The organism is Rhodoligotrophos appendicifer (assembly GCF_007474605.1).
In the GTDB taxonomy this organism is placed as follows: Bacteria; Pseudomonadota; Alphaproteobacteria; order Rhizobiales; family Im1; genus Rhodoligotrophos; species Rhodoligotrophos appendicifer.
Genome location: NZ_VHKL01000002.1, coordinates 297,305 through 316,059, shown reverse-complemented (window position 1 = coordinate 316,059; position 18,755 = coordinate 297,305). Strand labels below are relative to the sequence as shown.

The following is an 18,755-nucleotide window of genomic DNA, read 5'->3' as shown; positions in this document are numbered from 1 at the left end:
CCATGCTGGACAAACCGATGACCATGACCCGGCGCGGCCTCTTCGCCGCGGGTGCGGGACTCGTGATCGCCTTCCACCTCGCGCCCTTGGGCAAGGCCCAGGCCGCCGCCCGTACCGTTGAGGGAATACCCGCAGGCGCACCCGGCAGTTTTGCGGCCAATGCCTTCGTCCATATCGCGCCCGATGACACGGTGACGGTGCTGAGCAAGCATATCGAGATGGGCCAGGGACCCTATACGGGCCTCACCACCATCGTGGCCGAAGAGCTCGATGCCGACTGGAGCCAGATGCGGGCCGAAGCCTCTCCGGCTGATGACGAGATCTACAAGAACCTCGCTTTCGGCATTCAGGGCACCGGCGGCTCGACGGCGATTGCCAACAGCTACGAGCAGCTTCGCAAGGCGGGAGCCACGGCGCGCGCCATGCTTGTCGAAGCGGCCGCCCGCCAATGGAACGTGCCAGCCTCCGAGATCACAGTGGTCAAGGGGCGGGTGCGCCACGCCCCGTCCAACCGCGAGAGCGGGTTCGGCGCACTTGCCAAGGCAGCCTCCGGCATCACGCCGCCAGCCGAACCCAAGCTGAAGGATCCTGCCGATTTCACCCTGATCGGCTCCGACATCAAGCGTCTCGACAGCGCCGCCAAGTCGGACGGCACCGCCGTCTTTACCATCGATGTGACCCTGCCCGGGATGCTGACGGCCCTGGTCGTCCATGCCGATTATTTCGGGGCGACGGTCGCCCGCTTCGACGACAAGGCGGCTCGCGCCGTCAAGGGCGTCGTGGACATCAAACCAGTGCCGGCAGGCGTTGCGGTCTATGCCGAGACCATGTGGGCGGCTCTGAAGGCCCGCGATGTGCTCGAGATCGAATGGGACCTGTCAAAGGCGGAGACACGCTCCTCCGCCGAGATCATCGCCGATTACGAGGCGAAGGCGAAATCCGCGGGCTTCGTCGTGACCAGTGCGGGCGATGTGGCCAAGGCCTCTGACGAGGCGGAGCAGGTCATCGAAGCCGACTACGTCTTTCCCTACCTGGCGCATGCGCCGATGGAGCCCCTCGATGCGGTGTTCGTGAAGGCCGCCGACGGCTCCATCGACATCTATTCCGGAGCCCAGTTCCCGACCAGCGACAAGGCGGTAACCGCCAAGATCCTGGGATTGAAGCCGGAGCAGGTGCGCGTGAACGTGCAATTCGCCGGCGGCAGCTTCGGTCGCCGCGCCCAGGCGGGCTCGCCTTACGCCATCGAGGCCGCCGAGGTGTTCAAGGCCAGCGGCGGCGATCGGCCGCTGAAGCATCTCTGGCTGCGGGAGGACGACATTCGCGGCGGCTATTACCGGCCGATTTACGTCCATCGCCTGCGGGGCACCATCGGCGCCGACAAGTCGATCACCTCCTGGCAACAGGTGGTGGTCGGCCAGTCCATCATCACCGGCACCCCCTTCGAGGCCATGATGGGCGACGGCTACGACCCGACATCGGTGGAGGGCGCCAGCGATCTCGCCTATGCGGTGCCGCACCGACAAGTCTCCTTGCACACCACTAAGGTGGACGTGCCCGTGCTTTGGTGGCGCTCCGTCGGCCACACCCATACCGGCTTCACCACCGAGGCCTTCATGGACGAACTCTTGGCTGCGGCGGGCAAGGACGCCGTGGAAGGCCGCCTGGCTCTCCTGGGCGAGCAGCCGCGCCACGCCGGCGTGCTGAAGCGGGTCGCCGAGATCGCCGATTGGGGCGGGCCCGTCCCGGCCGGCAGGGCGCGTGGGGTGGCGGTGCATAAGAGCTTCGACACCTATGTCGCCCAGATCGCGGAGATCTCCCAAGGGGAGAACGGCCTGCCGCGCGTGCATAAGGTGTGGTGCGCGGTCGATTGCGGCGTCCCCGTCAACCCGACCATCATCCGCGGTCAGATGGAAGGCGGCATCGGCTTCGGTCTGGGCGCCATGCTGTTCAGCGAGATCACGCTGGGCGAAGGCGGCCGCATCGTGCAGTCGAACTTCCACGACTACCGCTCTCTCCGCATCGACGAGATGCCCGAGGTGGAGGTGGCGATCATGGATTCACGGGAGAAGCCGACGGGTGTCGGCGAACCGGGAGTGCCTCCCATAGGCCCCGCGGTCGCCAATGCCTGGCGGGTGCTGACGGGAAAACCCGTGCGGCGCCTGCCTATGTTGCCCCCGGTCGACAGCCGGAGTCTCTCATGACCCTGACGCATCGTTGCGCCCTCGCCGGCATTGCCGCGAGCTTGGCTCTGGCCGGCTGGCTCGGGCTGAGCCAGAACGGCACCGCCCAGGAACAGACTGTGGAGCTGCGGCCGGCGGCCTCCTTTGCCGACATCGCCGATCCCAAGGCGCGATCGCTGGCGCTGTTCGAGGAAGCCGGAAAGGTCCTGCAGCATCCCCGCTGCGTGAACTGCCATCCAGCCGGCGACAGACCGCTGCAGGGCATGGCCATGCTGCCCCATCAGCCGCCCGTGTTCCGGGGCGAGGATAATTTCGGCCTCACCGGCATGAAGTGCAACACTTGCCACGGACCTCAGAACGTCGATCTCATGGCCCAGGCCGACGGCGTCGAGAGCATTCCCGGGCATGAAAGCTGGCATCTGGCGCCCATCGAAATGGCCTGGGAGAAAAAATCCCTGGGTGAAATCTGCCGGCAGATCAAGGATGTCGACCGGAATGGCGGCAAGGACATGGCCGCTCTTGTGCACCACATGGCGGAAGACAGCCTCGTGGGCTGGGGCTGGCATCCCGGCAAGGGTCGCGAGCCCGCCCCAGGCACTCAGAAGGAGTTCGGCGCCCTGATCAGCGCCTGGGCCGAGACGGGGGCGGAGTGTCCGCCGCTCTAATTCAAGATGAGGGCGGCCGGAGCGCGGCCGCCTTCACGCACCGAAGGCAGACCTGCGTCGTGCCGGCAGAACCGCAAGCAGGCTCGCCCCTCTGAGGATCAAAAACAGGTGCAGAGCGGCCCACAGGCCGTCATTGCCGAAGGTCGCACCGAGACCGAACAGCAGCCCCACATAAATGACGAAGGACAGGGCCATCATATTGCGCATGTCGCGCGACCAGGTGGCACCGATGAAGACCCCATCCATCTGGAAAGCAAGCACGCCGCTGAGGGCCGTGAGCGCCGCCCAGACGAGATCCTCGCGCGCCTCCTGCCGGATGACGGGCTCCGTCGTCACCAAGCCGATGAGGTCGCTGCCGACGACGAGGAAGACTGTGGCGGTCAACCCTGCCAGCGCGAAGCCCCAGATCGTGGTCAGGCTTACCCCGCGATCGAAGGCCTCGCGGCTGTGGGCGCCGATCGCCCGCCCCGCAATTTGCTCGGCGGCATTCGCAAAGCCATCCAGGAAATAGCCGGCCACCAGGAAAAAATTCATCAGCACCGCATTGGCCGCGAGAGTGCTGGTGCCGAGCTGCGCACCCTGGCGGGTGAACAGGGCGAAGGCCGCCAGCAGCAGGAACGAGCGGATCATGATGTCGCGGTTGAGGGAGAACATCCTGGTCAGCGCCGCCCGATCCAGCAGCCGGCTTCTCGGCAGTCTGTGCGACGTGGCAAAGCGGATGGCGAGAATGCTCAAGCCCACGGCGGCAGCCAGAGCCTCGCCTGCCACGCTGGCCCAGGCGACCCCGGCCACCCCCCAATGAAGCTCGAGAGCGAACAGGATGCAGAGCCCGACATTGGTGGAATTGAGGATGACCTGCAGCAGCAGGCCGAGAGCTCCCTCCCCGCGCCCCAGCACGTAGCCCAGGACGGCATAGTTGATGAGGGCCAAGGGAGCGCCCACCATGCGGACCCGGATATAGGTGGACATGGCCTCGGCCACCCCAGGATCGGCCCCCATGAAGGCAATGCCGCCCAGGGCGATCAGGGGTCCGAGCAGGGCGAGACCGACACCCGAGGCCACCGCGATGACGAAAGCGTGCCAGAACGCCGTCTTCTCTCCCAAGATGTCGCCGCGCCCCATCGCCTGGGCCGTCAGCCCGGTCGTCCCCGACCGCAGGAAATTGAAGCTGGTGAAAACCACGTCGAAGACGATGGCCCCGGCTGCAAGTCCGCCCAGCAAAGCTGCATTGCCGAGTTGGCCAATCACGACCGTCCCGACGATGCCGAGCAACGGGGTCGTCACATAGGCGAGCGTCATCGGCACCGCGATGGAGAGCACCAGCCGGTTCGTCACCAGAAAAGGCCGGGTTTGCGCCTCTGTTGCGGGAAGTTGCGTCACGAATGCGCCGTGAATGACGGCTCGAAAGAGCGTTTCATTGAGCCAGACTTCTCTCTCGACAAGCAGCGCCGTCATCTCTAGCGTATCTGTAGCATTTTCAATGACATGATTATCGCGAGGACTGGTGATGGCGCCACGGAATGCCCGAACTCCCGCGACCCTTCAGCCCCAGCGATACACCGGCGTTGCGCAGGCCCTGCACTGGCTCACCGTCATTCTCATAGCGGCGATCTTGCCGATTGCCTGGCTGGCCGAAACGGCGACCGGTGCGCTGCAGAATGAGTATTTCACCATCCACATGTCGTTGGGGGTGACGATCTTTGCGGTCATTGTTCTCCGCCTCATCTGGCGGGCCACGCATCCCGCACCGCCGCTCCCGGGCCATGCTGGCGCCGCTCTGGAAGTCTCCGCCAAGATCAGCCCCTGGCTGCTCTATTTGATTCTTCTGATTATGCCGATCACCGGCTACCTCATGGCCTCGAGTGGCTCGCCCGTCCCCTTTTTCGGTCTCTTTGAGCTTCCCGCTCTGCCGAAGAACGAGTCTTTGGCCGAATGGGCGGAAAAGCTCCATCTCCTGGGGCAGTGGGCGGTCTACGGCCTCATTGCTCTCCATATCGGGGCGACCGCATTCCACCTCATTATGCGCCGCGACGCGCTTCTCGATCGCATGCTTCCGCCGCAGACCGGACCCCATGCATGAGCATGGGTCCTGGGTAGAAATGCCTGTGGCATTGCTCTAGATGTTCCTGTGAATGAGGGCCCCGGCGCCAGCTGGGGCCTTTTCCGTGTTTGGAACACAGATGCTCCAGCCGAAAGCGCATGCGACCTCGCCGGCCCACCAGGATGGCCTGCCTGCGCCGCAGCGCGTCCAGGCCGCATTCGCGATCGCGGCAGCGATCGCCATGGCGACGCTGGACACGGCGATCACGAACACGGCCCTGCCCACCATTGCCACCGATATCGGCACGGACTCCGCAACCGCCATCTGGATCGTCAGCTCCTATCAGATTGCTGTGCTGGCCGCGATCCTGCCGCTGGCGGCTTTGGGAGATATCGTCGGCCATCGCAAGGTCTATATCACCGGCCTCGTGCTCTTCACATTGACCTCCCTGGCCTGCGGCCTGGCCTGGTCGCTGCCTTCCCTCGTTGCCGCCCGGGCGCTTCAGGGTTTGGGCGCTGCGGCGATCATGTCCGTCAACACCGCCCTGCTGCGCTACGTCTACCCCTCGAAGATGTTGGGCCAGGGCTTCGGCCTCAACTCGTTGGTCGTGGCGATGTCCTTCACGATCGGTCCGACCGTCGCCTCTCTGATCCTGTGGGTCGGCTCCTGGCACTGGCTGTTCCTGATCAATGTGCCCATCGGCGTGGCCGCGATCGTCCTCTCCTTGCGCAACCTCCCCCAGACGCCGCGATCAGCCCATGGTTTTCAACTGGGCGCGGCGATCCTAAGTGCCGGCTTTTTCGCCCTGCTCATGCTGGGCATCAATGATGCCTCCCATCAGGCGTCCTGGGCTTCGGTTGGGGTCGAAAGTCTGGGTTCGGTCGTCTGTCTCGTCCTGTTGATCTGGTGGCAGCGCGGACACCCTGCCCCCATGCTGGCCGTGGATCTCTTCAGGCGACCGGTCTTCGCCTTGTCGGCAATGACCGCTGTGGGAGCCTTCGCCGCCCAGGCCATCGCCTTCGTGGCGCTGCCCTTCCTGCTGCAGACCGGCCTCGGCCGCAGCCAGGTCGAGACGGGGTTCCTGATGACGTCATGGCCTGCGGTCGTCGCATTGATGGGTCCGATCGCGGGCCGCCTCTCCGACCGCTATCCCCCGGGCATCCTCGGGGGTGTGGGACTGATGACGATGTGCATCGGCATGGCCGCCTTGGCGCTGATGCCGGCGGATCCTTCGACCGCCGACATCGTCTGGCGCATGGCTCTCTGCGGTGCCGGCTTTGGCTTCTTCCAGTCGCCCAATCTGAAGGCGCTCATCACCAGCGCACCAGCGGAACGCGCCGGAGGAGCAAGCGGCATCGTCGCCGCGGCAAGGCTGTTTGGCCAGACGACCGGGGCAGCCCTGGTGGCCCTGTGCTTCCACCTGTTCAGCAGCGACGGATCGCTGCTGTCTCTTTGGCTCGGCTGCGGTTTCGCGGCCCTCGGGAGCCTAGCCAGCTTCCTTCGCCTGGCGGCACCGTCGGCCGCCAGGCCATAGCACAAGCGTTAATGGTCGTGGCTCGGGCCGGCAGAACCGATGGGCTCGACCTGGAACTGGACCTTGAGGGTTCCAGCCTTCTCGAAGGTAAGGGTGCCGGGCAGCGGTTCACCCTCCTGGATGGGCTGCTTGAGCTCGAGGAACATCAAGTGATACCCGCCGGGCTTCAACACGACCTTGCTCTTCGGCGCGAGTTCCAGGCCATTCGGCAAAGCGCGCATCTTCATCACGCCATTGTTCATGCTCATCTCATGAATCTCGGTCTGCCCCGCTGTCTCCAGAGTTGCAGAGAGGAGACGATCGGCCGTGTCACCTGTGTTGATGATGACGACATAGCCTCCCCCTGACGGTGCGCCCACCGGCGTTGCCCGCACCCATGGGTTCTCGACCTCGATGTCGCCGAGTTTGGTGCCATGGGCAAAAGCGCCAAATGTGGAGAGGCAGAGAAGGCCAGCGGCGATGGACAGAGTTGCAGTTCTGCGAGTCGGAGTCATATGGGGTTCCTTTTAGGATCAGGTCAGACAGTTTGATCGACAGTGCCTCTGCGCCGGGGCAGAGACGTTACCACGAGGTCCAGCGTCAGGACGAAGAGCAGCGAGAGCCCGACCAGGGGAAAGATGATCCCTCCGATCGCCAGCATCGCGGCCACCACATAGAGCTTGCGGCGGTCGGCGGGCATGGGCGGCACGCCGAGGCTGCCCTTGGGCCGCCGCTTCCACCACATCACGCCGGACGACACCGCCAGAGTGATGATGGCCAGGCACACGACCAGCATGACGATCTGATTGATCAGTCCGAATTCCTGGCCCATATGGGTGTTGATGCCCCACTCCATCGCTTTGGCGAAGGGCCCGTAATCGGCGTACGACATGTCGATCAGCGGCTGGCCGCTATACTGGTCGAGATGGACGATGCGTTGCTGGGAGAGATCGTCAGGATAGACGGTCGCGGAATAGACGCCCGTCTTGTCCTGAGGAAGGCCGACGGCAAAACCCTTGCTCAGCCCCATCGACTCAAACTTGGCGACCGCTGCATCCAGGCCGATCGCACTCGACTGCCCGGCCTGATGCGACATGGGGATCTGGGCCTGCTCCAGCGACCAGGGCGTCGGCGCAACGTGGTTCATATGCTCGTCGGAGACCGGCACGCCCACATAGACCCCTGAGGGATAGCCATAATTGGTCCCATTGGCCCATTCATTGACCTTGTCGCCCCAAAACACCGACCAGGGCATGCCGGACACGGCGAGGAAGACGATGAAGAATCCCGAGATCGCCCCCGTCACTGCGTGGGTGTCGCGCCAGAAGATCCGGGACTTGGGCGTGCCTCTCACGGAGAGCACGCCCCCCGCCTGCTTCCTCGGCCACCAGAGATAGAGCCCGGTCACCACGAGCAGGATCGCCCAGCCACCGACAATCTCGATGACGCCGTTAGCGATCGGGCCGAAATAGCCGAGGCTGTGGATCTGCCGGATGATCCACATTACCGTTCCCTTGAACGGGATCGTTCCGAGGACTTCGCCCGAATAGGGATTGACGAAGACGGACAACCGCTCCCCTGCCGGCGTCTTGACGCTGACCTCCGCCGACGCATCGGGTGACGCGGGTGGTGTGTATTGAACCGGTGTGCCCTGTACCGAGGCTGTCGCCGCCGCCACGATCTCGCTCGGCGGTTTTTGCGGCACGCTTTGCTGCGAGATGAATTTCACATCGCGATGGACGAAATTGTCGATGCCGTCACGAAACAGGTACAAGCCCCCGGTGATCGACAGCATGATGAGGAAGGGCAGGCAGAACAGGCCCGCATAGAAGTGCCAGCGCCAGACGGCGCGATAGAGGTCAAAGGAATGGACGCGCCGCAACGGGCGTTCCACGTCGGCAAGATCAGTCATTGAGCAAGTCCCACAGGCCGCAGCAGTCAGGCTGCGCGGCTGAATTCCAGTCTGCACGGTTGACGGCCCAGGCGGGCCGACGCTGCCTTAGGCGTGGGGCGGACCAGTGGGATCGGGGGGAGCTGAGCTCGCATTGCGGGTGGGAATTACCCGGAGCAGAGCCTCGCGCTCAGCGAGCCCGCCCCAGCACAGTGCCTTGGAGCCTTCCAGATCGGGAAGGGAGATGGGAATGAGTGGGCTCGCCTGCTGCACGAGACGGCAGGCGTCGCAAGGCTTTCCCAAGTCACCAGAGGATTGATCGGTATTGTGGGTGTCGACCCGGCAGATGGATGCAGCCAGGGGATCGACGACCGAACTGCCGCCAGGTAAGGCCGCCTGGATCTGGGCGATGGCGTGAAGCGGCGCGAGGACGCAAAGCACGAACACGGCGAGGAGCGATAGCCCCCGACCCCACCAAACGATCCTTGCACGCGGCTGAGCCACGATCCCTCGACTGTCCCATTGCCCGGTGCAATGGTTACGCGCGACGGTGGCACCGGTCACGCCGCAATACGTCGCAGCGGGGTTAGTGCGCCGCGTAGACCTCGGCTTGAGCGCTTGCCAGAAACGCGTCGAAATAGGCGATGGTCTTGGCGAGCCCTTCGCGCAACTCGATCGTCGGCTCCCAGTTCAGCAGCGACTTGGCAAGGCTGATATCCGGCCGGCGCTGCCGTGGATCGTCGACCGGCAGCGGCCGGCGCACCAGAGCCGAGCGCGATCCGGTCAGCTCCAGCACGGTCTCGGCCAGCGCCCGGATGGTGAATTCCCCTGGATTGCCGATATTGACGGGGCCGGTGACGCTGTCGGGGGTGCGGTCCATGAGTCGGATCATGCCTTCGACCAGATCGTCCACATAGCAGAAGGAACGCGTCTGCTCTCCGTCCCCGAACAGTGTAATCGGCTGGTTCGTCAAGGCCTGGATGATGAAGTTCGACACCACACGCCCATCATTCGGATGCATCCGCGGGCCATAGGTGTTGAAGATGCGCATCACCTTGATCGGCAGGTCATGTTGCATGCGATAGGCGAAGAACAGGGTCTCCGCGCAGCGCTTGCCCTCGTCGTAACACGCGCGCGGCCCGATGGGATTGACATTCCCCCAATAGGATTCCGGCTGCGGATGCACCTGCGGGTCCCCATAGACTTCGCTGGTGGAGGATTGCAGGATCTTCGCATTCAGACGTTTAGCAAGCCCGAGCATGTTGATGGCGCCATGGACCGAGGTCTTGATGGTCTGGGTGGGGTCACGCTGGTAGTGGATCGGTGACGCCGGGCAGGCGAGATTGTAGATCTCGTCGACCTCCACATAGAGCGGCATGGTGACGTCGTGGCGCATCAGCTCGAAATTCCTGTGGTCGAGCAGATGGGCGACATTGGCCCGCGCGCCGGTGAAGAAATTGTCGACGCAGAGCACCTCGTGCCCGGCATCCAGCAACCTCTCGCAAAGATGGCTCCCGATGAAGCCGGAACCGCCGGTGACGAGGATCCGCCGGTTCGAGGAGATGACGGCGGGTGTGAAGGAACGATTGATCTCGTTCATGCGGCGGACCTTTCGAAGGACGGATCTTTGGCGGTGAAATGGTCCCGCAGCCAGGCCAGGAGTGCGCCGACCGCAAGACCTGCGAGAAGGGCGCCGGCAAGGACCAGCAGGGCGGGCGGATAGGCGGCGCGGATCGGCGCCGAGGCTTTGGTGATGATACGGAAATTGCTCGTCGCGAGATCTTCCTGCTCGCTGCTCTGCTTGGCGCGGGTGAGCACGTTTTCGAGCACGGCCTTTGAGGCGTCGGCATCCCGTTGCAATTCGCGCAGCTTGATCTGCGCCTCGTTGTTGGTGAGCGCCACCTGCTTCATCCGCGACAGGCTGGCCGTCAGCGAGGTCTGGTCTGCCCGCGCAAGCTCCAGCTCGCTGCGCGCACGCTGCAGCACAAGGGAGAGCTCTTCCGCAAGCTGCCTCTGGGCAATGGCGTGTTGCGCCTCGATCGTCTTCATCTGGGGATGGCTGGGACCGAACACGGCGCTCAATTCCGCGCGTTTCCGGTCGATATCCGCAAGATTGGTCCGCAGTCCGCTAAGGGCCGGCGAATCCAGCCCGTCTGCGGCCGAGGCTGCAGCCGAGCCGGACCTGGCCAGCAGTTGCGCTTGGTCGAACCTGGCTTGAGCCGTCTCGACGCGAGCGCGCGCGGCGCCCAGGCGCTGATTGATGTCCTGCAGCTGTTGCTCATCGATCAGGACGCCTTGCGTGCCGATCAGATCATGCGCCTTTCGATAGTCCTCGACCCGGTTTTCGGCGCGCTCGACATTGGCGCGTAACTCGTCGAACCGCGCGGTGAGAGTGTCTGTGGCATCGCGCGTTGAGGACGAACTCGCCTGGACTTCGTCAGCGAGATAGGCCTCGGCGACCGCATTGGCGATGGCGGCGGCCTGCCGCCCGCTGGGCAGCAGCATGTAGATCTGGATGACATAGGTATTGCCGACGCGCTTGACGTAGAGCGCCTCGCGCAGCCGCTGCAGGGCAAGTTCTGTGGGATCCTGAGCGCTGTCAGCCCCGGAGGACTCTCCCAGCAGCGCAAGCAGCTTGGCGCGCAGTCCCAGGCTCATCGGTTTGGCGAATTCGGGATCGCGGGCAAGGCCCTGCGTCTCGACCACCCGGCGCAGCACGCTGTCCGAGCCGATGATCTCGATCTGGCTGTCCACGAGGAGCGAATCCGCCCCTTGCGATGAAGTCCCAAGGCCGCTGGGCACCACCTCTTCGGCCTGCAGGAAGCGCTTTGAGCGCGGATCGATGAGGATTTGTGTGGAGGAGCGATAGAGGGGCGTCGACAGGAGGACGAAGAGGAGACCGGCCGCGACGAACAGGGCTGCCGTGGCGATGATCGACAGCTTGCGCCGCCAGAGGATCCCAATCAGGGCTTTGAGATCCTGTCCGAAGGCGTCGAGTCCCGAGGCCGGGGGATCGAGCGGCCGGGCGCCGGAAAAGCTGTCGATGCGGTGATAATTGGCAATGTTCATGATGTTCGTCTCGAACCAAGACCATGAAGCTTCGGTCTGAACCCCCCGTAGCAAGCCCTGTGCCGTTTACGATCGCCCCGTCATCCGCTTCACTAGAGCGTGAAGACGGGGCTTGGTCTGGAGCCACCGGCGCCCCTGCCAGACGGCCACACCGAGCCGGCCCTTGACGCTGCGGGGGCTCAGCGCCTCGTAGAGCACGCGGTCGTCGGCACCGAGGCTCTGCTTGTAGGGCTCGTCTCCGACGGTGAGATCGAAATAGGTCATGCCATCTTCGGCAAAGGCTTCCATGGCCTTGAACAGCATGACCCGCCCCGGGGCGAGATGGCTGGGGCCATCCATGTCGAAGGCCATCATCAGCAAATGGAAGGCATCGTCATGGACAAGGCCGAAGCCGGTCGCAGCAAACGCGTCACCGACTTTCAACCCGATCACGCGGCCATAGGCCCGGGCGGTTTGACCCAGGGTCAGGTCCCGGTAGAATTCGCTCCACATGGCCTCGCGCATCATGTCCTCGCGCTGCAGCCGGCCGAAACGGTCGATCCGCTGATGGGCCAGAGTCTCATAGAGGGATTCCGCTTGGCCATCGCCGCTATGGGAGGCGAAAGAGACCGGGGCGATGGCATTCAGCTGGCGTTCGCGACGCCGCAGCCCGGACAGAGCCTTGCTGCTCATCACCATCCGCGCCTTTTCGGGCCACGGCGTGCCGATCCGCACCCCATGCGCCATGGCGCTGAACGGCGCCTTGATCGGAAGATGCAGCAGCGGATTGGTAAGCCCGCCGACTTTCTCTGGCAGTTTGCGCAGCCGGATGACGTCGGCATCGGGGAGCATCGCCTCGATGCGCCGCCACAGGTCGAGAAAGCCTGCCGCATCTTCCGCCGGGAAATCTGCCGCCAGGATCGGGGCGCAATAATCGGCGACGCGGAGATCCGCAACGCTGATCATCCTGAGCCCTCTCTCTCGATAGGCGCAGAGCGGCAGGATCATCATCGGCGCGGCCCCTGCCTGTGGACGCACCACGACCATCAGCGGCTGTGCCCGTTGGTGCCGTTGAAAGGCGGCGTAGAGCGGGGCAACGAAGTCGTAACGCTGGAAGGCGGTGACATGTCCCCCCTCCTCCAGCGCCCGCCATTCCGCTTCCAGCGGGGCACAGTCGCGGTGGACCTCGATGACGGCGGTCTCGAGGCCGCCAGCCGTGACCCGCAGGACATCGTCGCGGTAGAGCTCGAGATTGCGCACCGGATCGAACCGCCGGAACAGCTCGCCCGCCTCGGCCTCGATCCGTTTGCGATAGGCGTCATTGTCGCCGACCAGGGCCGTTAGCGCGCGGGCGACGTCCTCCGGGTCGTGAGGATCCGCCGCCTCGCCCACGGCGAGCCCGTCGAGATAGCCGTCGATCCCCGTCATTTTGGAATAGAGCACGGGCGTTCCGGCGAACAGGGCCTCGAGATAGACCATGCCGAACGTCTCGTCCCGCGATGGCAAGACCATCGCCAACCGGCTCGGAAACTCCTCGAGCAGCTGCGCATGGGGGACGTATCCCCGCAAGAAGGCGCGCCCCTGGAGACCGTGCCGCACAATCAGCGCCTTGGCGGCCTCGGCCCCCGCCGCACTCCCGTAACCGATGATCTCAAGCCGGACGTCCTTCAGCGCGTCGCCTGCGAGAGCGAAGGCCTGGAGCAGGGTCGGAAGGCCCTTCTTTTCCAGCGCATCGAGATTGAGGGCCGTCACCAGGATCGGCTCGGGAGCCACGGGCGTGATCTTCGGCCTCGCATTCTCCACGAAATTCGGCAACGTCCGGGTCTTCCTGGGGTCGATCCCGGTGACCCGCTCGAAGCCCTCGCGGAACCAGGCCGAGACATAGAACGCCCGCGTCGCATCGCGCGCCATGCGGCGGAACAATGGTCTGTAGGTGGGCTTGGCCCGGAACACCTTGGCTTCGACCTCTCCCCGGACGGAGTAGAACAGAGCAGCCTTCCGGCGTCGTGCCACGAGCCAGGCTGCGATGCCTTCGAAGGTGAACCTGTGGCTGTGGACCGTGGTGGGTACGATTCCTTCTTGCGTGAGGAAGCGCCCGATCCGTCGTGCGAGGAGAAACTGCGAGACGATCATGCCGACCCCGAAAGGCAGGGCGAAATAGCCATGGGCGATGAGCCGCCGCCCATTCACCTCGCCCAGGTCCTTCCAGTAGCAGCGGAACGGATTGCCGATGCGCTGCAGCGAGATGACGACCTGATCGAACAGGGTGAGGCGGTCCACCAGCCGCTCGACGGCCGTCGTGGTGGGCGTGCGGATGGGATTGGGATAGTCCGACGAGATATGCAGGATCACGGGGCGGGTCGGCGCGTCCTGGCGGTCTGCGGCCGCAATGCGGGTCATCTCCACCGGACGACCTCCTTGGCAAACAGCATCGCCAGCGGTCCGACGCTGAGGACATAGCGGCGCCAGAGCCTCCTGGGCTCCGAGAGCAGCCGGTGCAGCCATTCGAAACCGAGGCGCTGCATGACTTCCGGCGCCCGTGTCTTGACCCCGCCGATGAACTCCATGGCAGCGCCGATGCAGAATGCTGTGCCGGTTGCGCCCGGCGCACGCGAGATCGCATAGGCGACCTGCTCCGATTGCGGCGCACCCACGGCGATGAAGAGGAACCGGGCTCCGCAATGGGCACCGAACTCGACGCATTCGGAAAAGGCCTGCGGGTCGTTGACGAAGCCCATGGGCGGGACATGCCCGAAGAAATCATACTGTGGGAAATTGGTGCTGAGCGCCTCCAGCACGTCCGGCCGGGCCGCGATCACCGCAAGCCGGTCGCCGGGCCGCAGCACCTCGTCGAAGATGCGTTCGACCACATCTGTGCCGTTCAGATGCGGCAGCCTCAGCCCAACCAGAAAGCCCAGGCGCCGGACGATATGGCTGTCGCACCAGCTCTGCCAGGCGCTCTCATAAAGGGGCAGCAGGTCATGCCGCTCGGTGAGGCGCGTGACGTGATCGACATTCGGCGTGACGACGTAGCGGAAACGATCCTCGGGCCCGACGGCAAGGAGCGAGGCGAGAACCTCCTCGACGGCCCGGAGGTCATAAGGCGCGCCCAGAAAATGGACGCGGCCGCTTAGGCTGGCTGAATTCGTCATCGAAACAGGTCTCCGCATCGGAACGGCACGGCAGCAGTCGGGATCGTTTCATTTCGGCACGATCGCGAGCGCCTTTCGCTTGAAGCACGTTTCCCGTCGCAGTTTTCGTGCCTCGCTGAGGAGCCGGGGCCCTGCGCCGGATGGCACGCGGCCTGCAGGAGGTAGGGGCATCGATCACTCGAGAGACCCCATGCGCAAGGCGATCCTCCTGTCGCTCATCGACCAAGCCCTGCTCAGCGGCTTCAGCCTGGCGCTGAACCTGTTGCTGCTGGCGCATGTCTCTTCGCAGCAATTCGGCCTCTTCACCTACGCGCTCACGGTCCTGCTGATCTTGACCTCGCTGCATAACGCCATGATCGCCACGCCGATTGGCGTCGGCCTTCCCGGCCGGCCGGCTGAGAGTCAGGCCGCAACCCTGGCGAACCTGCTGACCATGGACCACGTGCTGAGGACGGCAGTGGTGCCCATGGTGCTCGGCCTCTGCGCCGTCACCAGTGGCGACTGGGTCTTTGCTCTCGCCGCCGCATCCCTATGTGCGACGGGCCTGTGGCGCGAGACCCAGCGCGCGGTGGCCTTCACCCTGCTGCGGCCGCACCGCGCCCTGGCGATCGATGCCTTGGCCGTGGCGCTGTCGGGCGCCGCCATCGCCGCGTTCTGGACGATCCTCGACCCCGTGAAGGCGATGCTCTTCGGCGTGTCGCTCGGCAACGCGGTGGCTGTTCTCTTGGCGGCGGGGTCCCACGCGTTGGCCCGCCTCGGAGCTGCCCTTGCCGCGTATCGCACGGTCTGGACGGAGAGCCGTTGGACCCTGACCGGGGCGGTCACGACGGAAGCGCAGTATCGAGGCTATGTCTTCGTCGTCGAAGCACTCCGCGGCGGCACCGTCCTGGGCGAGATCCAGGCGGGACGGGTGCTGATGGGGCCGATGCCGCTCCTGGCCTCCGCCTGGGGCCGCATCGCCCGTCCCGCCATGACCCGGGCAGTGGTCGAAGGCGATGTGCCCCGCGCCCGCCGCATCCTGTGGCAGGGCACGGCAGGCGTCCTCGGCCTCAGCCTTGTCTATCTCGCCGCTCTCGCGATCGCCTGGCGCTGGATCGAGCCCGCCCTGTTCCACGGCCGCTACCCCGACATCGCCATGCTCTCGGCGGCCTGGGGGCTCGCGACCGTGGTCAGCATGGCACAGATGTGCCTGGGCTATTACCTCCAGGCCGCCAGGCTGTTCCGCCAGCTCGCCTTCGTTTCGGTGGGGGCGTCCGCCGTGTCGCTGGTCGCGCTCTCCGGCCTCTCCGCCGCGGTGCCGCCGATCTATGCGATCTGGGCCGTCACAGCCGGCGAGACCGTGGCCCTCCTGTGGTCGGCCGTTCTGATCGCCCGCGCTCGACGCTCCGCCGGCCGCCTTTCGCTGGTGCCCGCATCATGAGCCTCGCCCTCGAAGTCCGCACCGATGCCGGCACCGAGATCTGGGCGCGCGCCGTAGCACGCTGGCTGCCCGCGCTGATCCTCTTTTACAGCCTCTTCATCTGGCCGGTCCTGTATGGCCAGAGCCCCGATACTGGCCCTGCGCTTGCCGAGCGGGTGGCGGAGACCCAGTCCACGCTGCTCAACCAGCTGTTCTTTCCCGCAATGTTCCTGACCGCGGCCTTCGTCTGGGTCGCAACATCCTACCGCCGCAGCGCTGCCCTTTGGCAGCCGGCCTTGATCCTGGTCGCCCTGCTGCTGGGGCTGTTCATCCTGTCCACGCTGTGGTCGGTTGCGCCCGACACCGCCCTGAAGCGGGCGATCCTGCAGATCACCATCGTCGGCGCCCTGGTCCTGTCCATTGTGGCGGCAAGCGACCCCGAGGCGGTGGTGGACCGCATCTTCTGGATGCTGGCAGCGGTGTTACTGGTCAATCTCGGCGTGGTCGCGGTCACGGCGCCGGGGCCTTTGGGATATGAAGGCTTGTTTCCGCAGAAGAATGGCCTTGGCGCTGCTGCAGCCTTAGGCGTCCTCTTCGCCCTCCATCACGCGGCCACCCGCGTCGGCCTCGCACGTCTGGCGGCTTTGGGGCTTCTGCTGGCCGGCTTGGCCCTTCTGGTGCTGAGCCGCTCGAAGACCTCCCTGGGTCTGGCCGTTCTGGTGCCAGTGCTGACCTTGTTCATCTGCGTCACCGCGCGAGCCTGCCGTCTCTCGGTCCCCTTGTTGGTCAGCGGCCTGACCATCGCAGCGGTCCTGGTCTTCTATCTTGGCGTCGGCAGCTATGTTTGGACGTTTGACAGCGTGGCCTACGCCCTGTTCGGCGACCCGACGCTCACCACCCGCACCGATATCTGGGTCTTCGCGACCTCCATGGCCTCCCGCCTGCCCATTCTCGGCTACGGTTTCGAATCCTTCTGGCAGACGGGCGTCGAATCTCCGAGCTTCCGCGAAGCCCCCGGTTTCATCGCCCGCATGCCCCATGCCCATAACGGCTATATCGACATCCTGCTCCAGACGGGATGGGTGGGCCTCACCCTCCTTGGCATTGTGCTCTGGACGGCCCTCGGCCTGGCAGGCCGGGTGCTGAAGCAGCATTTCGGTCTCGGCTATCTCTGCGTCACTCTCATGGTCTTCCTGATGCTCTACAATCTTTTGGAATCCGCTTGGTTTCGCGGCTTCGACTACATGTCCATGGTCTTCGTGATCGCCCTCTCCTTGGCTGCGACGGCGAGAAGGACAGCGCCATGGAACGGCTGACCATCGGCATTGCCAGCTGCGGCCGGGCGATGCTGGCCCATACACTGGCGTCCCTCTGTGCCATGCAGCGCCCCGACGGCGTGGTGATCGACATCCTCGTCGCCGACGATGATCCCGGTGGTGCGGCGGCGCGGGTCGTGGCGGACGCCGGTCCCTGGTCTCTGCCGGTGCAGGTGGTGGCCGTCGGGGCCGGCAATATCTCCGCCGCCCGCAATGCGGTGCTGGACAGGGCCACGGGCGACTGGATCGCCTTTGTCGACGACGATGAATGGGTGGCTGCGGACTGGCTCATCCGCATGCGCGCGGCCGCCGAGGATTTTGCGGCCGACGTGGTCGTGGGCCCGGTTTTCCCGCAATATCCTGTGCAGACGCCGCCATGGATCGCTGCCGCCGATCCGCTCTTCATCGACTGGGGCCCGCGCGGACGCCGTCTCGATACGGGGCGGTCGGGCAACGTCCTGTTCCGGCGCGAACCCGTGCAGCGAGCGGGCTTGCGCTTCGATCCGGCGCTCGGCCGCAGCGGCGGTGAGGATACCGATTTCTTCCATCGTCTTCACCGGGCCGGCGCCGTCATGGTGGCGACCGACGACGCCCATATTTTCGAGGAGGCGCCCCCCGCGCGGCTCGACCTCGGCTACATGCGCCGCCGCTCCATGCGCTCCGGCCAATCCTACGCCCGCTTCAGGCTGGGCGGGGGACGGAGGCTCGATGCAAGGCAACTGGCGTTCTACGCCGATGCCGCAGCGAAGATGCTCCTTGGCGGCTTGGGCGCCGCACTCTTGCGCCCGCTATCGCGCGGCCGATCCCTGCGCTGGCAGCAGAAGACCTGGCTCAATATCGGCAAGCTGCGGCAGATCACAGGGCGTGATCTGCCATCCATGTATTGACGCCATATTTGCGCGCACGCAGCGGATTGCGCACGGCGGACCGGGCACGGCTGCCCCATCCTGCGAGCCGGGCGATGTCGCCGAGCGCATCGAAGTCGTGGCAGACCGTATTGCGCGGGACCAACCGGTCGCCCCGTCGGGCGAGCCCCCCGGAACTTGTGAATATCCGCCGATAGCCGGCCTCAAACGCCTTCTGCAGAACCCGTCTGTCGAAGGCGCCGAACGGGATTGAGAGGCTGTCGACCGGACAGCCCGCGGCATCCTCGAGGATGTGGCGGGCATCGTGGAGTTCGCGGTGCAACACGTCATCGGCACAGCTGGTCCAGTCGCGATGATCCATTCCGTGATTGCCGATGCCCATTCCCATGGCCGCCATCTCTGCGACCTGCATCCGCGACAGCGATCCAGGCCGGTCGAGACGACCGGCAAGCACGAAGAAGGTGGATGACAGCCCCGCCTCTGCCAGCATCGGACAGGCGATGTCGAAATCCGACGCATAACCGTCGTCGAAGGTGATCTCGATGCGCCGGTCGGCCCGCGCCTGCTGGATCACGGCACCAAGCACCTCCGGGGTCACCCAATAGGGCCGCTCCGCCGCATCGATCGCAGCGCTCGGCGCGCCGATGCCGTGGAAGGTGAGGACGAGGCGATCGGGAAACATGG

The 18,755-nt window shown here is 65.2% G+C and carries 16 protein-coding genes; 7 read left to right on the top strand and 9 right to left on the bottom strand.

The window, feature by feature from the left end; all coding sequences use genetic code 11:
• Positions 1-2 precede the first annotated feature (2 nt).
• Both FKM97_RS05565 and FKM97_RS05560 read left to right on the top strand, forming a co-directional pair.
• The gene (locus FKM97_RS05565) at positions 3-2,201 is read left to right on the top strand and encodes a xanthine dehydrogenase family protein molybdopterin-binding subunit (protein WP_144291402.1); all 2,199 of its coding nucleotides are present in this window, start codon (positions 3-5) and stop codon (positions 2,199-2,201) included.
• Complete coding sequence (locus tag FKM97_RS05560; RefSeq protein WP_144291401.1) at positions 2,198-2,845, top strand: Isoquinoline 1-oxidoreductase subunit; 648 nt, start codon at positions 2,198-2,200, stop codon at positions 2,843-2,845. Before FKM97_RS05565 ends, FKM97_RS05560 begins: the two co-directional genes overlap by 4 nt.
• A gap of 33 nt (positions 2,846-2,878) precedes the next feature.
• Here the strand turns inward: FKM97_RS05560 and FKM97_RS05555 are convergent, their stop codons facing one another.
• A complete protein-coding gene (locus FKM97_RS05555; RefSeq protein ID WP_144291400.1) occupies positions 2,879-4,300 on the bottom strand; it encodes an MATE family efflux transporter in 1,422 nt (473 codons plus the stop codon).
• Between the two features lie 52 nt (positions 4,301-4,352).
• Here FKM97_RS05555 and FKM97_RS05550 point away from each other — a divergent pair, with 52 nt between their 5' ends.
• Entirely contained in the window at positions 4,353-4,925 is a 573-nt protein-coding gene (locus FKM97_RS05550) for a cytochrome b (RefSeq protein WP_144291399.1), read from the top strand.
• Positions 4,926-5,025: 100 nt separating this feature from the next.
• Positions 5,026-6,420, top strand: coding sequence for an MFS transporter (locus tag FKM97_RS05545; RefSeq protein WP_144291398.1), 1,395 nt, complete (start codon positions 5,026-5,028; stop codon positions 6,418-6,420).
• Positions 6,421-6,428: 8 nt separating this feature from the next.
• Here the strand turns inward: FKM97_RS05545 and FKM97_RS05540 are convergent, their stop codons facing one another.
• The 7 genes from FKM97_RS05540 to FKM97_RS05510 all read right to left on the bottom strand — a co-directional run bounded on the left by FKM97_RS05540 (position 6,429) and on the right by FKM97_RS05510 (position 14,490).
• Positions 6,429-6,914: a copper chaperone PCu(A)C gene (locus tag FKM97_RS05540; protein WP_144291397.1), complete on the bottom strand. Its 486-nt coding sequence runs from the start codon at positions 6,912-6,914 to the stop codon at positions 6,429-6,431.
• Between the two features lie 23 nt (positions 6,915-6,937).
• Positions 6,938-8,311: a PepSY-associated TM helix domain-containing protein gene (locus FKM97_RS05535; protein WP_144291396.1), complete on the bottom strand. Its 1,374-nt coding sequence runs from the start codon at positions 8,309-8,311 to the stop codon at positions 6,938-6,940.
• 87 nt (positions 8,312-8,398) lie between these two features.
• Entirely contained in the window at positions 8,399-8,794 is a 396-nt protein-coding gene (locus FKM97_RS05530) for a hypothetical protein (RefSeq protein ID WP_144291395.1), read from the bottom strand.
• 82 nt (positions 8,795-8,876) lie between these two features.
• Positions 8,877-9,890, bottom strand: coding sequence for a UDP-glucuronic acid decarboxylase family protein (locus tag FKM97_RS05525; protein WP_205014748.1), 1,014 nt, complete (start codon positions 9,888-9,890; stop codon positions 8,877-8,879).
• Positions 9,887-11,359, bottom strand: coding sequence for a GumC family protein (locus tag FKM97_RS05520; protein WP_144291394.1), 1,473 nt, complete (start codon positions 11,357-11,359; stop codon positions 9,887-9,889). Before FKM97_RS05520 ends, FKM97_RS05525 begins: the two co-directional genes overlap by 4 nt.
• Before the next feature lie 66 nt (positions 11,360-11,425).
• Entirely contained in the window at positions 11,426-13,738 is a 2,313-nt protein-coding gene (locus tag FKM97_RS05515) for a GNAT family N-acetyltransferase (protein WP_246104969.1), read from the bottom strand.
• On the bottom strand, positions 13,735-14,490 hold the full coding sequence (locus tag FKM97_RS05510) for a WecB/TagA/CpsF family glycosyltransferase (RefSeq protein WP_170240771.1): 756 nt from the start codon (positions 14,488-14,490) through the stop codon (positions 13,735-13,737). Before FKM97_RS05510 ends, FKM97_RS05515 begins: the two co-directional genes overlap by 4 nt.
• A 190-nt stretch (positions 14,491-14,680) precedes the next feature.
• Here FKM97_RS05510 and FKM97_RS05505 point away from each other — a divergent pair, with 190 nt between their 5' ends.
• The 3 genes from FKM97_RS05505 to FKM97_RS05495 are packed head-to-tail and all read left to right on the top strand — an operon-like array spanning position 14,681 to position 18,092.
• Positions 14,681-15,910 (top strand): MATE family efflux transporter, encoded by a 1,230-nt coding sequence (locus FKM97_RS05505; protein WP_144291391.1) that lies wholly within the window; start codon positions 14,681-14,683, stop codon positions 15,908-15,910.
• Positions 15,907-17,205 (top strand): O-antigen ligase family protein, encoded by a 1,299-nt coding sequence (locus FKM97_RS05500; protein ID WP_144291390.1) that lies wholly within the window; start codon positions 15,907-15,909, stop codon positions 17,203-17,205. Before FKM97_RS05505 ends, FKM97_RS05500 begins: the two co-directional genes overlap by 4 nt.
• Positions 17,193-18,092, top strand: coding sequence for a glycosyltransferase family 2 protein (locus tag FKM97_RS05495; protein WP_170240770.1), 900 nt, complete (start codon positions 17,193-17,195; stop codon positions 18,090-18,092). The genes FKM97_RS05500 and FKM97_RS05495 overlap by 13 nt, the downstream gene beginning before the upstream one ends.
• Here the strand turns inward: FKM97_RS05495 and FKM97_RS05490 are convergent.
• Positions 18,061-18,753, bottom strand: coding sequence for a polysaccharide deacetylase family protein (locus FKM97_RS05490; protein WP_144291388.1), 693 nt, complete (start codon positions 18,751-18,753; stop codon positions 18,061-18,063). The genes FKM97_RS05495 and FKM97_RS05490 overlap by 32 nt on opposite strands.
• Positions 18,754-18,755: the final 2 nt, after the last annotated feature.